Source organism: Cellulophaga fucicola (genome assembly GCF_900119145.1).
GTDB lineage: Bacteria > Bacteroidota > Bacteroidia > Flavobacteriales > Flavobacteriaceae > Cellulophaga > Cellulophaga fucicola.
This window is the reverse complement of sequence record NZ_FPIY01000001.1, coordinates 1,095,935-1,115,864: the sequence shown is the minus strand read 5'-3', so window position 1 is coordinate 1,115,864 and position 19,930 is coordinate 1,095,935. Positions and strand designations below refer to the sequence as shown.

At 30.7% G+C, this 19,930-nt stretch carries 14 protein-coding genes; 4 read left to right on the top strand and 10 right to left on the bottom strand.

The annotated features are described in order from the left end of the window. The first annotated feature begins 11 nt into the window (after positions 1 to 11). Genes BT107_RS04960 through BT107_RS04945 form a run of 4 tightly spaced genes read left to right on the top strand, consistent with a single transcriptional unit; the run spans position 12 to position 4,449 of the window. Complete coding sequence (locus tag BT107_RS04960) at positions 12 to 1,214, top strand: TlpA disulfide reductase family protein (RefSeq protein WP_072302636.1); 1,203 nt, start codon at positions 12 to 14, stop codon at positions 1,212 to 1,214. A gap of 17 nt (positions 1,215 to 1,231) precedes the next feature. Continuing rightward, positions 1,232 to 2,440 (top strand): AhpC/TSA family protein, encoded by a 1,209-nt coding sequence (locus BT107_RS04955; protein WP_072302635.1) that lies wholly within the window; start codon positions 1,232 to 1,234, stop codon positions 2,438 to 2,440. 3 nt (positions 2,441 to 2,443) lie between these two features. Beyond that, positions 2,444 to 2,938 carry a protein-disulfide reductase DsbD domain-containing protein gene (locus tag BT107_RS04950; RefSeq protein ID WP_072302634.1) on the top strand — a complete coding sequence of 165 codons (495 nt, stop codon included), beginning with the start codon at positions 2,444 to 2,446 and terminating at the stop codon, positions 2,936 to 2,938. Between the two features lie 11 nt (positions 2,939 to 2,949). Beyond that, a complete protein-coding gene (locus tag BT107_RS04945; protein ID WP_072302633.1) occupies positions 2,950 to 4,449 on the top strand; it encodes a hypothetical protein in 1,500 nt (499 codons plus the stop codon). Between the two features lie 45 nt (positions 4,450 to 4,494). Here the strand turns inward: BT107_RS04945 and BT107_RS04940 are convergent, their stop codons facing one another. The 10 genes from BT107_RS04940 to BT107_RS04890 all read right to left on the bottom strand — a co-directional run bounded on the left by BT107_RS04940 (position 4,495) and on the right by BT107_RS04890 (position 19,926). Then, positions 4,495 to 6,111: a T9SS type A sorting domain-containing protein gene (locus BT107_RS04940; RefSeq protein ID WP_072302632.1), complete on the bottom strand. Its 1,617-nt coding sequence runs from the start codon at positions 6,109 to 6,111 to the stop codon at positions 4,495 to 4,497. Between the two features lie 868 nt (positions 6,112 to 6,979). Further along, on the bottom strand, positions 6,980 to 8,746 hold the full coding sequence (locus tag BT107_RS04930; protein WP_072302630.1) for a RagB/SusD family nutrient uptake outer membrane protein: 1,767 nt from the start codon (positions 8,744 to 8,746) through the stop codon (positions 6,980 to 6,982). Positions 8,747 to 8,755: 9 nt separating this feature from the next. Then, entirely contained in the window at positions 8,756 to 12,031 is a 3,276-nt protein-coding gene (locus tag BT107_RS04925; protein ID WP_072302629.1) for a SusC/RagA family TonB-linked outer membrane protein, read from the bottom strand. A 70-nt stretch (positions 12,032 to 12,101) separates the two neighbouring features. Next, the gene (locus BT107_RS04920) at positions 12,102 to 13,028 is read right to left on the bottom strand and encodes a FecR family protein (RefSeq protein ID WP_072302628.1); all 927 of its coding nucleotides are present in this window, start codon (positions 13,026 to 13,028) and stop codon (positions 12,102 to 12,104) included. A 96-nt stretch (positions 13,029 to 13,124) separates the two neighbouring features. After that, positions 13,125 to 13,637, bottom strand: a complete 513-nt coding sequence (locus BT107_RS04915) for an RNA polymerase sigma factor (protein WP_072302627.1) — start codon at positions 13,635 to 13,637, stop codon at positions 13,125 to 13,127. A gap of 116 nt (positions 13,638 to 13,753) precedes the next feature. Then, positions 13,754 to 15,655: a metallophosphoesterase gene (locus BT107_RS04910; RefSeq protein ID WP_072302626.1), complete on the bottom strand. Its 1,902-nt coding sequence runs from the start codon at positions 15,653 to 15,655 to the stop codon at positions 13,754 to 13,756. A 314-nt stretch (positions 15,656 to 15,969) separates the two neighbouring features. Beyond that, positions 15,970 to 16,425 carry a hypothetical protein gene (locus tag BT107_RS04905; protein WP_072302625.1) on the bottom strand — a complete coding sequence of 152 codons (456 nt, stop codon included), beginning with the start codon at positions 16,423 to 16,425 and terminating at the stop codon, positions 15,970 to 15,972. Between the two features lie 57 nt (positions 16,426 to 16,482). Then, positions 16,483 to 16,719 carry a DUF6095 family protein gene (locus BT107_RS04900; RefSeq protein WP_072302624.1) on the bottom strand — a complete coding sequence of 79 codons (237 nt, stop codon included), beginning with the start codon at positions 16,717 to 16,719 and terminating at the stop codon, positions 16,483 to 16,485. A 13-nt stretch (positions 16,720 to 16,732) separates the two neighbouring features. Next, complete coding sequence (locus BT107_RS04895) at positions 16,733 to 17,548, bottom strand: DUF4249 family protein (RefSeq protein WP_072302623.1); 816 nt, start codon at positions 17,546 to 17,548, stop codon at positions 16,733 to 16,735. A 5-nt stretch (positions 17,549 to 17,553) separates the two neighbouring features. Then, positions 17,554 to 19,926: a TonB-dependent receptor gene (locus tag BT107_RS04890; RefSeq protein ID WP_072302622.1), complete on the bottom strand. Its 2,373-nt coding sequence runs from the start codon at positions 19,924 to 19,926 to the stop codon at positions 17,554 to 17,556. Between the last annotated feature and the right edge of the window lie 4 nt (positions 19,927 to 19,930).

Genomic DNA, 19,930 nt, shown 5'->3' with positions numbered 1-19,930 from the left:
AAATTTAAAATATGAGAACAGCAATAAAAATATTGGCTGCAATAATATGTGTAAGTACTGTTTTTTATTCTTGTAAAGACAAGAAAAAAGAGCAGCCAAAAGAAGATGGTTATGTTGTAACAGGAACTGTAAAAGGGTTAGATAATTCTTATGCTAAAATTACAGATTATCAAATTTTTAATCAAAACAAGATTAATGTTATAGACAGTGTACCAATTGTAAACGGTAAATTTAAGTTTACTGGTGAGATCGCTTTTCCTGATATGGTAACATTAGAATTAGGAGAATATACGTCAAATTTTTATCTAGAGAATAGTGCTATAGAGATCACTGCGGATATTGAGAAGATGAAAGACAGAAATAATAGGTTTGCATTAGATGTAAAAGGATCTAAGGGGCAAGATAAGTATGAAGAAATAGAAGAAAAAGCCTCAGCTGTTTTTAAAGATCCAAAATATGATGTTTTTAATGAGGTTAGACAAATGTTTGCTAAAGCCAAAAAAGAGGGTAGTGAAGAGTTGATAAATGAAGCTTTAAAGAAGCAAGAGAGTTTACAAAGTTTAGCAGAGGAAAGAACGGCTAAGTATAAAAATATAAAATACGATTTTGTTAAGGCAAATCCAAGTTCTGCAGTAGCTCCTTATGTTCTTGGAGTTCAGTACACAGAGGGTAGAATGTCTAGAGAAGAGTTAAAAGAATATTATGAGCTTTTTACAGGGGATGCACGTAAGGCCACTTTTTTTAAAACATTCATAACAAAAATATATAAAGATAATTTTGAGAATGTAGGTGTTGGTAACATTGCACCAGATTTTACATTACAAACAGTTCAAGGAGATGAATTAACCTTATCTAAGGTAGAGGGCAAGTACATATTAGTAGACTTTTGGGCTAGTTGGTGTGTGCCTTGTAGGGCTTCTTTTCCTCATTTAAAAGAATTAAGAAAACAATATAAAAATAAAGGTTTTACAATAGTAGGTGTTGGTACTGCAGATGAAAAAGAGAAGTGGAAGAAGGCAATAAAAGAAGATAATACTCCTTGGAACCACGTTTATGACGTTAGTGAAAACCACGCTTATGGTCCAGTAGCAAAATCTTACGGTGTACCACATTTACCAACAACACTATTAGTAGATAGCAACAGAAAAATAATTTTAAGAAATCCATCTAAAGAAGAATTAGATGCGAAACTTAAAGAAGTATTTGGACATTAATTTATAAAACAGTTTTTATGAAAACAAGATATAAAATAAGTACACTACTATTGTTGTGTTTTACCATTATTACTGTAAGTAGTAGTTTTGCATCAGAAAAAAGTAAAGGATATACTATAACTGGTACAGTTAAAGGAGTAGAAAAAGGTTGGGTTAAAATTATAAGACCTAACATTGTAGATAGATCTGCAAAAGCAGTTGTAGTAGATAGTGCTCAAATAAAGAATGGTCATTTTAAAATGTCTGGAACTGTAGATTATATTGATATGGTAAGTATCTCTATAAATGAAAAATACAATACAATGGGAGGCTTTTTTCTAGAAAATAGCAATATATCTTTGACTATTGATGTTGAAAAAGCAGACAAATATGGACAGTTTGAAGCAGAAGTAAGTGGATCTAAAAGTCAAGATACTTTTGCAGCGGAAAAAGAAAAAGCACAAAGTATTTTTAACGCTAAAAAGTATGGACCTTTGGTTGCTTTGCGTAAAGAAATGACAGATGCTTATAACTCTAAAGATGAAGCTAAAATTAATGCTGTTAAAAAAAAATTAGCTTCTTTAAATCATTTATCTAGTGAGAGACAAAAAGAGTACCAACTGTCTAAGATTAATTATGTAAAAAATAATCCTACATCTGCTGTTTCTTCTTACGTATTAAGTTTTCAGTTTAGTGAAGGGCGTATGTCTAAGGAGGAAATGAAAGAGATCTACCCACTTTTTAAAGGTGACGCTACAAAAACAGCAATGTATCAATATTTCAAAAAAACATATACAGAAATTTTTGAAAGTTTTGGAGAAGGTTCTAAAGTTCCAGATTTTACGTTAAAAACCTTAGACAATAAAGACCTAGCACTTTCTAGTGTAAAAGGAAAATACATTTTTGTAGATTTTTGGGCTAGTTGGTGTGTTCCTTGTAGAGCTTCTTTTCCTCATTTAAAAGAAGTATATGCTAAGTACAAAAAAGATGGTTTTAATGTAATTGCTGTTGGTACTGCAGATCAAGAAGATAAATGGAGAAAAGCTATAGCAGAAGATGAGACTGTTTGGAATCACGTTTTTGATGTTGATCCAAGCGGAAACGGAAGTTATGGTACAATAGCTAAACAATATGGAGTTCCTTTTCTTCCAACAACATTTTTGTTAGATGAAAATGGAGTAATTATTGCACGCCAGTTAAGAGATAAAAGTCTAGATGAAAAATTAGAAGAGCTATTTGGATATTAAGATATGAGAAATAAAAAACTAATAATGGTTGTGTTTCTATGTTTGTTTTATACAGCAGTACAATCGCAAGGGAAAGAAAATAAAATTGTAATACCACTAGAAGAACCAACAATGTTAGACCCTGTTAGTGTTGGCGCAATGTTATTAGATACTGATGATTCTTTGGTTAAAACAGTTGTCCTAAGAGCACAGATTTTAGAGGGGTTTCATATATACGCTTATGTATCTCCTAAAGACCCATATATTAATTCTAAAATAGGAATAGAACTACCAGAAGGAGTTGTAAATGTAGGGGAGATGAAAAAACCTTCGCCTGAAGCTTATCCAGGGAAAAAAGACTTGTTTGTGTACGTAGGAGAAGTAGATTTTAAACAAAACATAGCATTAAGTAGAGAAGATATAAAAGGATCAACAGTTACATGTTGGATTTACTATCAAAGCTGCGATGTTAATATGTGCTTGCCTCCAATTAAAAAAGAAATAATACTAACGCTATAATTCTAACAAAAATGAAAAATTTAAAAATTGTTATTACAATATTAGTGTTCTCACTAGTATATAATGCAGGTTACAGTAACCTTGCGTTAAGTAAAAAAGTTGTTAAAAAATCTAATTTAAAAGTGCTTTATGTTGGCGTTAATCCTGAGAAACCTTTATCTAAAAGAGATTTGTCTATAACAGCTTACCCTAAAAGAGCAGAAAGTTTACAGAAAAGAAGAACTGCAGATTTTAAAGTTTTTTTAGAAAACTATTTTAAAAATGTTATAGTAGTTTATGCTGAGGATTATAAAGAACAAATGTCTGCTAAATTTGATGTCACTATTATAGATGCTTATTTACCTAAATTAACAGAAGGTGGAATGGTTTTTATTAAGGAAGCAGGAAAAGAAGTATATACACAACCTACTTATTTATCAAATTCGTACTCGGCTGCAACAATTATGATAGGTGAGCCATCTGCATTTATTGGTCAAGGAAGACAACTTAAAATAGATCATTTGTGTTTGTGTTTAGATGCACACGCGCATTCTATGAAATTAGATCACCCTATTTTTAATACGCCAAATAAGGTTAATGTTGCTTATGAAGATGTTACTTTAACAGGTAATTATAAAGTGCGTTATGGTGGACGTAATTTAGGGGAGGAAATGCCAATGTTACGTATGCAAACAGAAGGATATAGAGATGGTAAAGGATTTCCAATTGGACTAGTTTCTACTGGATATAATTTTGATAATGGTATAGATGCTGAGTGGATTTCTAGTGGTACTTGTGATAAAGGTATAGAGGCAACTGCTATTGGTCGTCATGCAAACTTTTTTCATTGGGGCTTTGCTGCTGCACCAGAATTTATGACAGAAAATGCTAAACTAGCTTTTATAAATTCTATACATTACATAGCGCCATTTAAAGGGGCAAAACAAGTCACAAAAAAAAATAAGGGAGTACAGTTAAAAAAGTACTTAAGAGAGCAACAATGGACGTTGTCAGACAAAGGTTCTGCAGCTTGGTTACATTACATTAATAAAGATACTGTACAAGCGAAAGAAAATAAATTAAAGTTACAGGAGAGAAAAGATTCTGGTGAAGAGCTTTCTGATATGGAAAAAATGATGTTAAAAATGCCTATTAGAAAAGAAACTAGGGCTTGGACCATACGTCATCAATCACAAGAATTAAAAGATAAATTTGGAGAAGACTGGTCTGCTTATGAAAACTATTATAAAGAAAACCTAGATTATTTTTATCCAGAGAAGTACGGTTGGTACAAAATGATTTTAGATGAAGATGCAAAATCTCTTGGTATAGCAAATGATGATATTAAATTACTAGATAAAGCAATAACAATGCTTAAGGATAAGAGTAAAAAAGAAATGGCTTATCGTATTTTATTAAGATATACTAAGCAAACATTTAAAACGGACAAGGAGTGGATAAGTTGGTTTAAGAAAAACCATAAGAACCTTTACTTCTCAGAAGGAGATGGTTATAAATTCATTGTAATCTAAAAAAATTAAAGCCACCTAATAGGTGGCTTTTTTATTGTATTAAGTTTATTTAACCAAAACCTTATGTTTTTTTAGAATAGTATTATTACTACTTACTTCTACAATATACATACCCTTTTCTTTAATGTTTAGAGCTTGTTTTGTAAATGTAAACTCTTGATTTCCGGCATTAAAATTTCCTAATTGATTATTGTAAACTAATTTGCCATTAAAATCGTAAACACGTAAGTCTAAATTACCTTGCTTTTTTAATTTAACGGCAATGGTTACATTATTTCCTGAAACTGGATTTGGATACACTTTAACTTCTTCTTCTAGTTCAGATGATACTATATTAGAATTAGTACAAGTACCAACTTGATTATTTTCTCTAGAAATAATTAAAGAATTGTTTGGAAAACCAGTAGTAACAGAGCTTATAGCATTTTCTGATGGAATATTAACAGTATACAACCTAGGATCGTTAGAAGATGTTGAGTTAGATGCTCTGTACAAAACAGGGGCTATACTTGGTCCTTGATGATATGTTTCCATATTAGGAATAGGGTTGGGTTTTAAAATATTTCTATTTGTTCTTAGGTTACATGGAACCCAAGGAAATACGCCTTGCTTAACTTGTGCTTTAACACCATATGTAACTTTAGTGATATCTGTAATACGAGATTTGTTGCTAAAAGTACCTATGCTAGGAGCATTTAGCTCTACGTATGCTTTATCTATTCTTACTGCTGCCATACAACCAATAGCTTCAATTTTTTCAACATCAAACCAACCATTTTTTGCTCCCCAGGGTTGTATCATAACAGCAGCATTGCCATCTTTACATCTTATATTATAACCAGATATTTTATTTGCTATTGCTACATTTTGCGGAATTCTTCCACCAGATGCAGATACATCATCAGTTTCTATACGTAAAGACACGCCACCAGATAAGGAGTTTATATTTTTAAAGAATAAATTTTCTCCTGTTCTAACTTGTATAGCACCATAGCCTCCATGAGCATTTTGTACAGTAATATTTTTTACTAGTCCATTTATAGGCCCTCTCCAAACACCACCACGTTGACTAGCAGAGCAGTTTAATGTAGCGTGTATAGTTTGTTTATCTTTTACGTTACAGCCTGCTACCATAAAATTCTCAGCTTCTTTAACATTAAAAGGAGTTATTCTAGTTTCTGGTGCAAGTCCCGTTAAGTCTATTGTAAATAAACCACTTATAGATCTAATACTTACATTGGTAGACTTATAGTTAGTATATCCTATTCTAAAGATAGAGTAGTTTGGTAAATTAGAATTAATGGTTGGTTTTATTATTGCATTTTGGTGTATACGTAAATGTATGTTAGACTTCATCTCTATTTCTCCAAAGTGCCAAGTTCCAGCAGGAATTGTAATTATGCCATTACCTTGCTGCGATAAGTTGTTTATTAGATTTTGTAATGTAGCTGAATCGTCTCCAGATATATTTGTAAGTGTTTCTTTTCTGGAATTAGGAATACTAGAAGAATTATCTGTAAAAAATTCATTTTCAGATCTGGCAGAAGGTAATTTGTTAGATCCATTATTTTGAGCAAATAGTGAGCCAACGCTAGAACTAGTAATAAAGAGCACCAAAAAGGCTTGTATTACTTTTTTTCTTGTAAAGTTTTGTAATTTCATAGTAGTAAAATTTGAAAAATTAATAATATAATCAAATATAAAACCTATAAATTTGTAAGAATAAGCTTATTATATCTTTTATGAGCAGAATATTACCTTCTTTAAAAAAGTATTGCTCTGTTACTAGTTTTTAGTAATGCTAATAGATCTTTACTATTACAAGAGAATGTATTATAAAATGTTTTTGACTTAATAGAATTATAGAAGGACGAGCTATACTAGTTACTGGTGTTACCTTTTATAACTTCCTATTCTTACTTTTAAAATACCATAAATTACTTATGTAATTTAAAAGAACCCCAATTATAAGTAAAGGCAGAAAATAGGATTTACTCCAAACTAAGGATATAAAAACTTCTATTGCTGTCCATATTGTACCAAATTCAATTTTATTAGTATCTGCAATATCAAAAAAGACATAAGCGATTACTAGAAGTGGTGCTAGTAGAAAAAAGATACTTTGAAAAACTGTGTTTTTCATTTTAGGAACCAACCATATGCAAAGTAAAATGTATAAAAGACAAAACATTAAAGGTAAAACAAGTTCGTTGTTGTACGGGTTGTAATATTTAATACTACTTAAAAATAATTTTTGAAAAACCAAGACAGGACCCCAAATTGAAAGTAGCGCAGCTAAGGCAAATATTATTTTTGAGATAGGTTTTTTTCTGGTTTTTACTTTTTTAGAAGATATTGTAAACTTATTTATTCAGCTTAAGATTTAAAGGTCGCTAAATTTTGTATTATATATGTCAGTAATAGAGGTTAAAAATTTAAAAAGCCAGGCAAAATTTGCCTGGCTTTATTGCTAATTACTTAACGAGGTAATAAAAAAACTAAAAAACTATAATTAGCAAGTTATGGTTACTTAGTAACCAGTGTTTTGTGTAAAATCTTCGGTTACGTCTGTAGTTTCTTGTGGTATAGGAAAAATACGTCTAAAAGGTTCCGTTTGTGGTTTTGCAGTATAAGCTTCATCAAACTTACCAAAACGTATCATTTGTGGTCTTCTTTTCATTTCCCAATACAGCTCAAATCCAATTTCATTATACAGTTGTTCTTCATTTAAACTAGTAAGCGCTTGGCCAGGAGTGTTACCATATAAAGATTCTCTAGTTCTGCTAGTTCTTAACATATTTATATCATCTAAAGCCAATGCAGTTTGCCCATTTCTAAGGTAAGCTTCCGCTCTCATAGCATAAATTCCGCCTAAACGGTATAAAGGAATATCTACTTTACTTCTTCCGTTACCAGATTCTGGATCATATTCAAACTTAAAAATACGTGCTCCACGGTTTATTTGGTCTTGAGCAAAAATTGCTTGCACAGGATTATCAAAATCTAACTCTGGTGTAAAATTCATTGGTGTAGTAGCACTTTTTTCCATTACTAAAGAAGATACTTCTATACGGCCATCACTTGTCATAATATACCCACCATTACCATCTAAAACAGGACCATATTGTTGATTGTATAAAAAGCCACTATTAAAATGAAACCAAGGTAAATTATCTGAATTTGGTACAATATCTTCTGCAGGTACGCTAACATCAGAACCATCATTCATAAACCAAGTACCATCTGTGTATTGATATTTTCTAGAAAACCTTGGGTCGTCTTGATTATTGTTCCATGTTGCAAAAAACTCTGGAGTAGTGCAAGCTGCATTTGTTCCTCTATTAGAAGGAGAAGGTCTTTGGTTACGAGCTACGCAAACATACCCAAAGTCATTGTCACCAGATCTTACGGCTTCTATTTGCTGTACTACTGCAAATATCATTTCTGAACTTTGATTGTTATTAATAGAAAAATTAGAGAAGTAATTAGACTCTAGGTTAAATTTACCAGAATCAACAATTAAAGAAGTGTATTTTATTACTTGATCCATATCTGTTTTACCAGCTTCTAAAGATGCTTCAGTAAAATTAAAGGTAGAACCACTATTATATCTATCTTTAAAAACAGCTCTGTTTAGATACATTGTAGCTAGTAAGCCATAAGCAGCTTCTTTAGTAAACCTACCGTTAAACGTATTTTGTTCTCCTATAGATGCTAAGTTAGGAAGTATCGTTTCTACCTCTATAATTAAGTCATCTATTGCATCTTCTGCTTTTAAAATTTGTATAGTTTGGTCTCCTCCATAAGGGTCTCTGTATGGTGCTTGTCCAAATAAATCTAAGGTTGTATAGGTATAAAAAGCCACCAAACCTCTTGCTTCTGCTAAAAACAATTCTTTATCACTAAATTCTGTTTGGTTAATACTTTCTACGGCTGTTAATGCTCTAGTTATACCGTTTGTTAAGTTGTTCCAGTTACCAGTTACTATACTGTTATCTGGTGTCCAAGTAAACTCATGCATAGATCGCCATTTACCACCATCTCCCCAGTCACTACCTCTTGTTGCAAGCATTGCAATGTCTGTAGAATACTCTTGTAAGGCAAATACACCGCCATGGTCTACAAATGTTTTATCACCTAAACGATCATAAGCAGCAGCTAATACTCCTTCTGGATCTGCTACTTCTTCTCCTAATTCTTCATCTAAAACAACTTCTTCAAGGTCTGTACAACTTGTAATTAAAAAGTTTAGCAACAGACAAGTTATACCTACTATTTTTATTTTTTTATACATCATTATTATCTTTTAAAATTTTAAAATTGCCCCTAATATAAATGTCTTAGAACCTGGATAGCTAGAGTAATCTATACCTAAAGATTGATTGCCACCACTTGCTTTTTGGCTGTTTATTAAAGGGTCATAACCAGAGTAGTTGGTAATGGTTAAAAGGTTTTGTCCAGTAACATAAAAATTAATACCATTTAACCAGTTTAGATTGTTCAACTTTAAATTATATCCTAATCTAGCTGTATTAAGTCTTATAAAGTCTGATTTTTCTAAGTACAAAGTTGATAATTGAGGTGAATTTTCTTGATTAGCTCCAGACTCGTAGTACTTTTTAGACACGTTACGGTCCGATGCTAAATTGTTTATGTTTAAAGCATTTAAGCCTGTATTGTTTACCAAATACCCTCCAGCTTGACCAATAATTGAAAAAGAAAAATCGAAATTTTTATACTTCATTTGACTGTTAAAACCGTATGAGAATTTTGGTAGAGCACCTTCAATTATAATCCTGTCATCACCCGTAATATTGCCATCATTGTTAACATCTCTATATACATCTTCTCCATTGGCGTTAAAGCCTGTATGATCTAGTAAATAAAAAGAACCTGCTGCGTAACCACTTTTATAGATATTAGCTAATACACCAGATTGTCCTGGACCAGATATAGTTCCAGATAAAATTTCTGAAACAGGTAAATTCTTAATTTCATTTTTTAGTTTCGCACCATTTACATCTACATCCCAGTTAAAATTTTCTGTAGATATGATGTTAGAACCTAACATAAATTCTAATCCGTTATTTACAATCTCGCCATCTATGTTAACCCATATATTGTTAGTAGGGCTTAATACTTGTGATGGGATATTTAAAATAGCATCTGTAGTTGTTTTCTTAAAATAATCTAAAGAACCATATAACTTTCTGTTCCATAAACTAAAATCTGCACCAAGATTGTACTGTGTTACTACTTCCCACTTTAAATCTGGATTTGGAGTTCTTAAAACAGAAACACCATTAGTTAGTGTTTGATCATCATACAAATAATAACCATCTGCACCAGATATAGCGTAACTAGCCTGAGTTATTTTATTTTGTACCTCTTGGTTACCTGTTTGTCCCCAACTTGCTCTAAGTTTTAAATTATCTACATTGCTATTAATTAAAAAATCTTCTTTAGAGATATTCCAACCCAATGCAAAAGAAGGGAAATACCCGTACTTATTGTTTTTACCAAAACGAGTAGAACCATCTGCACGCATAGATGCCGTTAAAAGGTATTTACTGTCATAAGAATAATTTAATCTACCAAAGTATGATTGTAATTCGTTTTCTTGAGCAAAACCATTAATGTCTATTTGTGAGTTATTAGATGTTGGATTGTATACAGGTTTAACACCAGTTCCTTTTTCTGGTAAATTATCATAATTAAAACTCGTACCAGAACGTTCAAACTTTTGATAAGAGAAACCACCTAAAATTTCTAGCTTATGTTTATCTGCTATTGTAGTATTAAATGTTAAGTAATGCTCTAACAAAGAGCTCTGAGACTCTAAGTTATTTTGAACATACATACCTGTTGGATTTAAATCTGTTAAGTTAGGGTAAACCGTAGTGTTACGCTCTGCTACTGACTTGTCTACACCATAATTTAATTTGTACTCTAAGCCGTTAAAAATGCGTAATGAAGCCTCTATATTACCTAAAACACGCAGCGTTCTTGTTTCATCTTCATAAATACTTAATAGGTATGCAGGATTGTAATGTGCATTCATATTAAAGTTAGTATATGCTCCGTCTTCATCAAAGACAGGCCTTGTTGGGTTGGCCATTAACGTGTGTATAATTAACTGTCCATTAGAGCCTCCATCATCACTAGTTGGTACACCATTATCTTTAGTTTCACTAGCAGTAAGATTAACTTTTAGTTTTAAACGTTTGTTGTCTAAAAAGCTTTCTTCTACGTTTATTCTACCAGAAGTACGAGAAAATTCACTATTATTAACAATACCTTCTTGGTCCATATTCCCCAATGAAACATAGTAATTGCCACTTTCTGATGCTTTAGAATAAGACAACACATTATTTTTTGTAATTGCTGTTCTGTAAATAACATCTTGCCAATCTGTAGAGCTACCGTGGTCAAAAGTAGGGTCTGTTAGTGCATTTCTATATTCATTAGCATCTAACAAGTCTATTTTGTTTGCAACCGTAGATATACCAATGTAAGAGTCTAAAGATAAAGAGCCTTTACCTGCTTTACCTTTTTTTGTGGTAATTATTACAACACCGTTAGAGCCTCTTGCACCATATATTGCAGAAGCAGAAGCATCCTTAAGTACGTTAATAGACTCTATATCACTAGTATTTAAAAAGTTCAGAGGGTTTTTTGCGCTAGAAGCACCAAAACCTACATTGCTACCAGACGGACTAACATTATCATTAGTTAATGGTACACCATCTACAACAAATAATGGACTACTACCACTTCTAATAGACCCCACACCACGTATTGTAACGTTAATACCAGCACCTGGTTCTCCGCTAGCGTTAACAACCCTAACACCAGCAACCTTACCTTGTAAAAGAGCATCTGGAGATGTGTTAATACCTTGTCTAAAACTACTTTCTTTAAGTTGCGTTACAGCTCCAGTAACATCTGACTTTGTTTGACTACCGTAGCCTACAACAACAACTTCATTTAACTCAGCAGCATCTAATTCTAACTGAATATTTACAATACTTTGAGTAACTTTTAATTCTTTACTCTTATATCCCATATAAGAGAATTTTAAAATGCTTCCGGTAGTAGCAGTTATAGCATATTCTCCATCAAAATTTGTAGTAACACCATTAGATGTTCCTACTTCATGAATGGTTGCACCTGGTAAAGGATCTCCGTTTTCATCTACAACGGTACCAGTTATTTCTTTTTGAACATTGCTGATGGTTTTAGATGTAGCTTTCTTTTTAATTAAAACAATTTTATTTGTTACTTTATAATTAAAATTAGCCTTTGTACTTAGGTCTTTTAAGGCAGACTCTAGGCTAATATTTTGGTAAGATACTGTGTATTTATTTTTGTCTTTTATAATATCTTCTCCATAGCTAAAATTATATGCCGTTTGGTTACTTACCTCTTTTAAAAGAGTTACTAAATTTGTGTTTTTATAGTTTACAGTTATATTTTGTTTTTTGTAAACACCATTATTAGATTGTATTGTCTGGCAAAAAATTGCAGATAATGCAAAAAAAAGTATGGTTTTTAATTTAAAAGGAATATTTTTAAAATACATTAATTTAAGTGTTAGTTAATAATACTTGAAAATTTAGCCGTAGTTGTTGGTAGCAACTGCGGTTTTTTCTTTAATTGGTTTTAAGTGTAATTATTTCATTCTCATACAGTAATTTTAAATTGGTTATATAATTTAATTGTTCAACAATCTCATTTAGTGTAGCATTTTGCTTTAGAAATAGTGTTATTTTAAGTGCCAATACATCTTTATTTTTAATTGCACTTTTTACATTGTATTTAATCTCTAATAAGTCTAAAGTTTCTTTTAATGATACCTCTGTTAAGTTTAAATCTTTAGTATACCAGTTAGAAGTCATTAAAACTGATGATTTTTGTTTGCGTAAAGAGTTGCTTGTAGCAAGGGCTTCTTGCCCTGATACTAATTGTTGTTGGTTGTTTTTGTAATTTACTTGTACTTTGCCAGTAACTACAGATACTTTGCTTTGCTCTTTTTGTAAGCCTATATGAAAAGAAGTACCTAATACCTTTGTTACCAATTCTCCAGAGTTTATAATAAATGGTTTATTTGGGTTTTTAGCAATATTAAAAAATGCATTGCCCTTTATTAGGTTAACCTCTCTTGTAGTATTGGTAAATGTATTAGGGTAACTAAAACTAGATCCCGGAGCTAGGTAAATGGTAGAGCCATCTGCTAAAAAAACAGAGTCTATTGCAGCACCAGTATTTACAGTAACAAAACTTGGCTGGTTAGTTTTGTAAGTAGATAATAGTATGCCACCAAGCGTAAGTATTGTAACTGCTATAGCAGCATATTTATATATATTAGTTTTTGTGCTTTTAGTTTCTTTAAGTATAATTTTAGAACGGATATCATCTTTTATAAAAGTTGCATTACCCATTTTATTTGTATCCCATACAGACTGATTATACATTTTTTTTAAAAATGTATGTAATAGCTTTTCTTCTTTAGCACTAGTTTTTTGTTTGGCGCTTTTTGCAATAAGTTTTTTTAATACAGTGCTTTTTTTCTGTTGCATAAACTTGTTTTATATAGGTAAGTACCCAAAACAAGTAATTAGTACTATTGGCAAATGTTACCAAAAGTTTAAGCAAACATTAAGTGAAATGTTTTTTTAAAAAAAGAACGGAAATAGTAACCAACTAAGTTGTTTGAGCTCTAGTCTAAGCTGTTTAATTGCAGATGATAATTGATTTTTAACCGTTTGTTTTGATAGTTTTAGCTCTTCTGCTATTTGCTCTACATTCATTTCTTGTAGCTTGTTCATTAAAAAAATTTCTTTTCTTTTTGCAGGTAGCTTATCTACAATATGAAAAACGGTTTCAGATAAATCTGATTCGGAAACAAAAGGAGATTCAACAATAAAACTATCAAAGTCATTATCTATAGAAGTAGTGTTAAAACTATTTTGATTATAATGTTTTAAAATTTGATTTTTTACTGCTCTAAATAAAAAATGCTCAACAGAGTTTATATTTAAGCTATTTTTACGCTCCCATAAATTGGTAAATACGTCTTGTATAATGTTTTTAGATAAGTTGCTGTCTCTTGTAATTTTAAATGAAAAAGCATAAAGTTTTTCCCAATGTTTAGAATAGATATCTTCAAATTCTTGGGAGGTTTTCATAGGGACAAAAAAATTCTGGAATTAATTCTTGTAAATTAAAGACCCTAAAGTTTAAAATTGATTATGCAAATGTTATCTTTAAATTAACTTTTTAAAACAGGTTGTAAACCTATGGGTTAATTTATGTTTTTACTGTGGTCTGTTATAGTATTGTTTTCTAAATTAATACTAAAGTGGTTAGAAGGTTCGCTATTTAAAAACGAATTAAAAATTTTAAAGAATAAAAGTAATTGTTTGGCTGTGGTATCTTCTTTATTAATATACTTGGTTTGTGAAGTAATTGCGTTGTAAATAAATTTATACTGCTTTATTTTTTCTTCGGTAATATCTTCTAAAGCCAATTCATCTGCATTTCTAAGCTTATAAAAATCAAAAACTAAATCTAAGCCTTTCCATTTTCTAAAATCTTTTGCTTTTAAATTATTTTTAGCTAAAGAGTTGGCAATAATTTTTAATTGATTTTTTCTTGCTTTGGTATTGTAACGCATTTCTTTTAATGCTTTAGAAAAGTCTTGTTCATTATTTTTTGTAGCAAGAAGTAATAACTCTTCACCAGTAACATTACTTAAAAATATATTTAAATCCACAGGAAAATCATTTGGTAAAAAGCGTAAACGTATAAGTTCTTTTAAGTGCCAAGCTGTAAAATCTTTATAGGTGTTAACCTCTAGTATTTTTTTGTTCCAAACATTGTTATTGTGCTCTAGTTTTAGTTTGTTGTATTCTACTTTATACAAATCAAATAACAATTTAAAATTTTCTGTATTGGCTATAGTAACAGTTTTTACTTCTATGCTACTACTGTTATTAATTTTTAAAATTTTATAACCGGGTATGTAAGCCGCTAATGACGGTGTTTGTATGTTTACTAATAAGTTTCCTTTTTTAGACCTGTGTACTCCAGTATCATTAATATGCATATGTCCAGCTACGTGTACTTTTAGGCCAGTATCGGCAAAAGTTTCTGCTACTTCTTTTATAGGAACACGTTCTAATTGCCATTTGTTTTTACCCATTAAATTTTTAATGTCGTTAGTGGCATTATCATTAAAATCTACCATAGGAAAATGACTAAAAGCAATTAATGTTTTATTCTTTTTTTTAGCTTCTGTAGCTATATCTTTTACCCATTTAATTAAGTAGTTTTTATGTATTATAGTGTTGTTATAACCCACGCTAGCACTAGAAAAACTGCCATCTTTTTTTTGTAAAAACGTATCACCATCTATAGCTAGTAACCAAATACCGTTTACAGGCTCTACTAAATAACTAGTATCTACCATTTGTAAACTGTCTATAGTAGTATATGTTCTTAGTTTTAAGTTAGATGCAACTTGTGCTTTTTTATAAGAGTAATTGTCGTAGTTATAGGTAGCAAACGGAGTGGTCCAAAATTTATAATTAGGCATAGCATTAAAACCGTATTCACCTAAAATATTAAGTACTCCTGTATATCCCATTTTAGCAATATCATTACTAATTAATACAGGATGTTCATTTTTTTTAGATACATACATCCCTTTTTTACTATATATAGGTTGATTTTTACCTTCTGCACCTAAAAAATCGCTTTTTCCAGATTCCTGTTTGTATGGTCCTGCAGGATCATGATTGCCAGTGGTTATAAAAAATTGTAGTCCGTATTTGTTTTTGTACTCGTTTAGTATTTTCTGCAACCCTCTTAAGTGTATTGGTTGCCCGTCATCAGTATAATCACCAGGTAATGCAACATAAGTAATGCCTCTACTAACAATGTCATCTAGAGCTGTTTTAAAAGCAAAATAGTTCTCATTAAATATTCTTGTAGAGTTTAATTGAGATTGCATTGTTCTTAATATCGTATACTTGTTATTATGCGGATTTTTAATGCCATTGTAATTAATATCGTTAAAAGAGCCATGTAAATCCTGAAAATGAATATCTGCTAAAAAAGCTATTTCTACTTTTTTTGTTTGTGCAGTTATTTTAAAGCATATTAAAACAATTAAAAAAGGTATTATTATTTTGGTTGATGACATGTGTTTCAGCAATATTAAAAAAAATTACTGCTAGATTACATATTTAAAATTCCTTTTAAATTAAATTAAGGTTAAGAAGATTTATTTGATAATTTTCGTGACATATCTTATAAGAATAAAAAGAGTAGTATAAGTTGTAAGTAATTTTACTTTTGCTTCTAAATTGGGAGTTAATTTTTGTCTAATACTGTAAAATGAATAATACATTTGCTGCAGAGGCTTTTTATATATTATTATTATTATTATAATCAGCACTTACTTTATTTAATTATAAAAGAGAAAAGACCAACTAAACTAGTTGATGGTGTTACCTCTTATAATTTTCTGTTTTTACTTTTTAAATACCATAGATTTACTATAAAGTTTAAAGACATACCAATTAGTAATAAAGGTATAAAAAAACTTTGTGTACAAACGAGCTCTAAAAATACTTCTGTATTTGTCCAAGAGTTTCCAAACTCTATTCTGTTAGCGTAAGCAATATCAAAAAAAATGTATGAAATTAATACTAGCGGTAATGCAATAAACACTATAATTCTTAAAATTGCTTTTTTAAATTTAGGAACAAACCACATACATAATAATACGTAAGTTATACATAATAAAAGCGGCAATACTAACTCATTATTATACGGATTGTAATACTCCATTTTACTCAAAAATAATTTTTGAAAAACCAAGACAGGACCCCAAATTGAAAGTAGCGCAGCAAATGCAAAAATTATTTTAGAGATAGGTTTTTTTCTAGTTTTTACTTTCTTTTTAGACATAGGTAGGCTACTTTATAAAAATAAACGCTAGTATAGTTTTATTGGTATTTTTTAAACTTACTTTTTTTGTTTCTTGCCAAAAATAGCAGTCATCATTAAACGAAGACTATAATAAAATAAACCCATAGCAGCCACAGAGAGTATAAAGCCAAGAATAAGTACTGGTAAGTATAAAGGGTGGTTTTCGTTCTTAAAAGCTTCGTAAATAGCGCCAGGACCTGTAAACATAAGTAATACAGTTATACCAAAAAACTTTATGCTTTTGTAAAAAGAATCTGTTTGTGTAGTGGGCATAGAGTTTTTTATTTTAATTTATTGTAATAGTATATTCGTAAGTTTCAGAAATACTAAAGTATCCTAAAGCATAATTATCTGCATTGGTGCTATTAATTATATTACCTCTAATTGTTGATGGTGCCGGCTGAAAAGGTCCTCCAGGACTTTCACCGCTTTGCGCTAGAATTAAGTCCATATAATTAAAAAACTGTTCGTCTGCACCGTTTATTTTTACAACAACTTCCTTGCCAGAAGATAAATCATCATAATAATATGAGAATTTAAAAGTTTCTCCCTGAAAAAATTCATCAGAAGTGGTTAGAAACTCACCAAAATCTAAATCGAATATATAAAAGTCGTCTCTATTTACATTATCTGTAAAAGAAACAATTAGTTCTGTATCGTCCTCATCAAAAAGAATACCATCACCTTGCTCTACATTATCTATAGGTACAGTTGGTATTAAAGTTGTTTCTGATGTGTAATCTTCATTATCGTAATTAATATCTAACTTATATCTTGTGTTAAACTCAGGTGTAAACGTTGTAGTTAAAGATTGGTAGTAACCAGCAGTGCCATTAGATGTAAACGGATATACGGTGCCAGAATTAAGGTCTGTTATAGAAACAGTAGCATTAGTAACGGGACTTTGTTCTGTGCTAAAAAAGTCTGTGGTTAAAGATAGTTTTATTAGTCCGTTTGTACGCACAGGTGTTTCTGTAGTGTATACGCTAAATTGTGCATCTATAACTAATCTAGGTTTAGACGACTCTAGTTCTAAGTCTATTACATCTTCGCAGCTACAGATAAATAATAATAGAGGTATGTAATACAAGATTTTTTTCATTACTATTAAAATTTAAAATTATAGGTTACAGATGGTACTAGACCAAAAATAGATGTTCTTAAAGCTTCATTATTACCAGAATCTTCATTTCTAGAGAAACTAATAGATGCGGCATTTTTACGATTATAAACATTGTAAATACCAAAAATCCATTGAGCTTGTAATTTTCTGTTTTTATTTTTTCTGGGAGTTAATGTTGCAGAAATATCTAGCCTGTGGTAACTAGGTAGGCGTTGGTCATTACGATCACCATATATAGGAATACTTAAATCTTGAAACTCAAACTTACCTACTGGGTAGTTCGTAGGTTGCCCTGTCTGATAAATTAAGTTACTATTAAAACTCCATTTTTCATTTAAATTGTAACTAGTATTAATAGATAAATCGTGAGTTTTATCAAAAGAAGTTGCGTACCAATTTCCGTTGTTAATACCTGTTTCTGCAGCTGTTCTACCAGGAGTTTTTTGTTCAGATTTTGCTAAGGTGTAAGACAACCATCCGTTTAATTTACCACTATTCTTTTTAAACATAAACTCTAACCCGTAAGATCTCATTTTTCCGTTTAAAATTACTTGCTCTATTGCGTCATTAGCAATAAGGTTTGCGCCATCTATATAATCTATTCTATTTTGTACATCTTTATAGTAAGCTTCTGTTTCTATAGAATAGTCGCCGCTTTTAAAGTTTTTAAAATACCCTACAGCATATTGATCTAGAATTTGTGGCTTAATATATTTTCCGCTAGGTGTCCAAACGTCTAATGGAGTAGGAGAGCTGGTATTAGATAATAAATGCAAATACTGCACCATATGATTGTAACTTGCTTTTATAGAATTGTTATTGTTTAAAGCGTATGATAATGCTAGTCTAGGCTCTAAATTATTGAAAGTAGTTATTTGGGCAGATTTTTTAAATCGTTCTTTTCCTATAGGTTCTGCACTTTCATATATCTGAAAATCAGAATTAAAGTTTACAGCTTGGTCATTTTCATAAATAAATAACTCATCTTGTCCTAGTCTTGTAAAGTTGCTCCAACGTAAACCATATTGAAGCGTTAAATTATTTGTTATTTTATGTTCTGCATCTATATAAGCGGCAAATTCGTTGGCATATTTATCAATTAATTTTTTAGGTAAAATACCAGAGTCGCTTCGGTTGGGTTTTATTTCTCCAGGGTTAAATCTGTAATAGGTATTATTAATACCATAGTTTAGTTTTAAGTTGTTAGATAGATAATGCTTAAAATCGTATTTTAAATTAAAGTTTTGGATGCCAGAATTCCATTTAAAACCTACAAAATCTAATTCTAAACCATAGAAATAATCAGAATAAATTAAAGATAAATTACTGAAAAGTTTTTCTGAATATAAATGATTCCACCTTAAGTTTATAACAGAGTTACCATAAGTGTTTACAAAACTATTAGAGATACTAAACACATCTCTACCAAAGTAACCAGAAGCATAAAGATTGTTGTTTTTATTAATTTTGTAGTTTAACTTAGTATTTAAATCATAAAAATAAGCTTTGTTATCATTATCAAAAAGAGGTAAAAATAAATGCGCATAAGAACTACGTCCACCAATTAAAAAAGCTCCTTTGTCTTTTTTTAAAGGACCTTCTAGTAACAATCTACTAGAAACAATACCAATACCACCATTGGCTTTAAACTCTTTACTGTTTCCTTCTTTTTGATATATATCTAATACTGAGGAAATTCTACCACCATATTTAGCCGGAATGCCCCCTTTGTATAATTTTAAATCTTTTATGGCATCAGGATTAAAAACAGAAAAGAACCCGAATAGGTGAGAGGAGTTAAAAATTGTAGCTTCATCTAATAGAATTAAATTCTGATCTACAGATCCGCCACGTACATTAAAGCCAGATGCTCCTTCACCAGCGCTAGTAACACCAGGTAATAATAATATAGATTTTAGAACATCAGCCTCGCCAAGTATTGCAGGTATTTTTTTTATACTGCTAGATGATAATGAGTTTACGCTCATCTGAGGTTTTCTAATATTTACTTTTTCTATATCTTCTGTAAGTATAACCTCATTTAACTCTTGTATATCTTCATTAAGTTGAAGATTTAAAGTAGTGTCTTTAGTTAAATCAACTTCCTTTTTTACTTCTTTAAAGCCTATATAACTTATAATAAGCGTGTGCTTACCTTTAGGAAGTGTTAAGGAGTAAAAGCCATACTCGTTGGTAATGACACCCGTTTGTAGTTCTGGTACAGCTATAGAAACACCAATTAAGGTTTCGTTACTAGAAGCTTCTGTAATAGTGCCAAATAATGTAATCTTTTCTTGAGCTACTAGGGCTTGAAAAGAAAATACAATTATTAAAAAGCAGACAAGCGGTCTGTGCATAATT

Coding starts and splice junctions, on each gene's coding strand:
- BT107_RS04960 (WP_072302636.1), top strand. CDS start 12: ATGAGAACAGCAATAAAAATATTGGCTGCAATAATATGTGTAAGTACT.
- BT107_RS04955 (WP_072302635.1), top strand. CDS start 1,232: ATGAAAACAAGATATAAAATAAGTACACTACTATTGTTGTGTTTTACC.
- BT107_RS04950 (WP_072302634.1), top strand. CDS start 2,444: ATGAGAAATAAAAAACTAATAATGGTTGTGTTTCTATGTTTGTTTTAT.
- BT107_RS04945 (WP_072302633.1), top strand. CDS start 2,950: ATGAAAAATTTAAAAATTGTTATTACAATATTAGTGTTCTCACTAGTA.
- BT107_RS04940 (WP_072302632.1), bottom strand. CDS start 6,111: ATGAAATTACAAAACTTTACAAGAAAAAAAGTAATACAAGCCTTTTTG.
- BT107_RS04930 (WP_072302630.1), bottom strand. CDS start 8,746: ATGATGTATAAAAAAATAAAAATAGTAGGTATAACTTGTCTGTTGCTA.
- BT107_RS04925 (WP_072302629.1), bottom strand. CDS start 12,031: ATGTATTTTAAAAATATTCCTTTTAAATTAAAAACCATACTTTTTTTT.
- BT107_RS04920 (WP_072302628.1), bottom strand. CDS start 13,028: ATGCAACAGAAAAAAAGCACTGTATTAAAAAAACTTATTGCAAAAAGC.
- BT107_RS04915 (WP_072302627.1), bottom strand. CDS start 13,637: ATGAAAACCTCCCAAGAATTTGAAGATATCTATTCTAAACATTGGGAA.
- BT107_RS04910 (WP_072302626.1), bottom strand. CDS start 15,655: ATGTCATCAACCAAAATAATAATACCTTTTTTAATTGTTTTAATATGC.
- BT107_RS04905 (WP_072302625.1), bottom strand. CDS start 16,425: ATGTCTAAAAAGAAAGTAAAAACTAGAAAAAAACCTATCTCTAAAATA.
- BT107_RS04900 (WP_072302624.1), bottom strand. CDS start 16,719: ATGCCCACTACACAAACAGATTCTTTTTACAAAAGCATAAAGTTTTTT.
- BT107_RS04895 (WP_072302623.1), bottom strand. CDS start 17,548: ATGAAAAAAATCTTGTATTACATACCTCTATTATTATTTATCTGTAGC.
- BT107_RS04890 (WP_072302622.1), bottom strand. CDS start 19,926: ATGCACAGACCGCTTGTCTGCTTTTTAATAATTGTATTTTCTTTTCAA.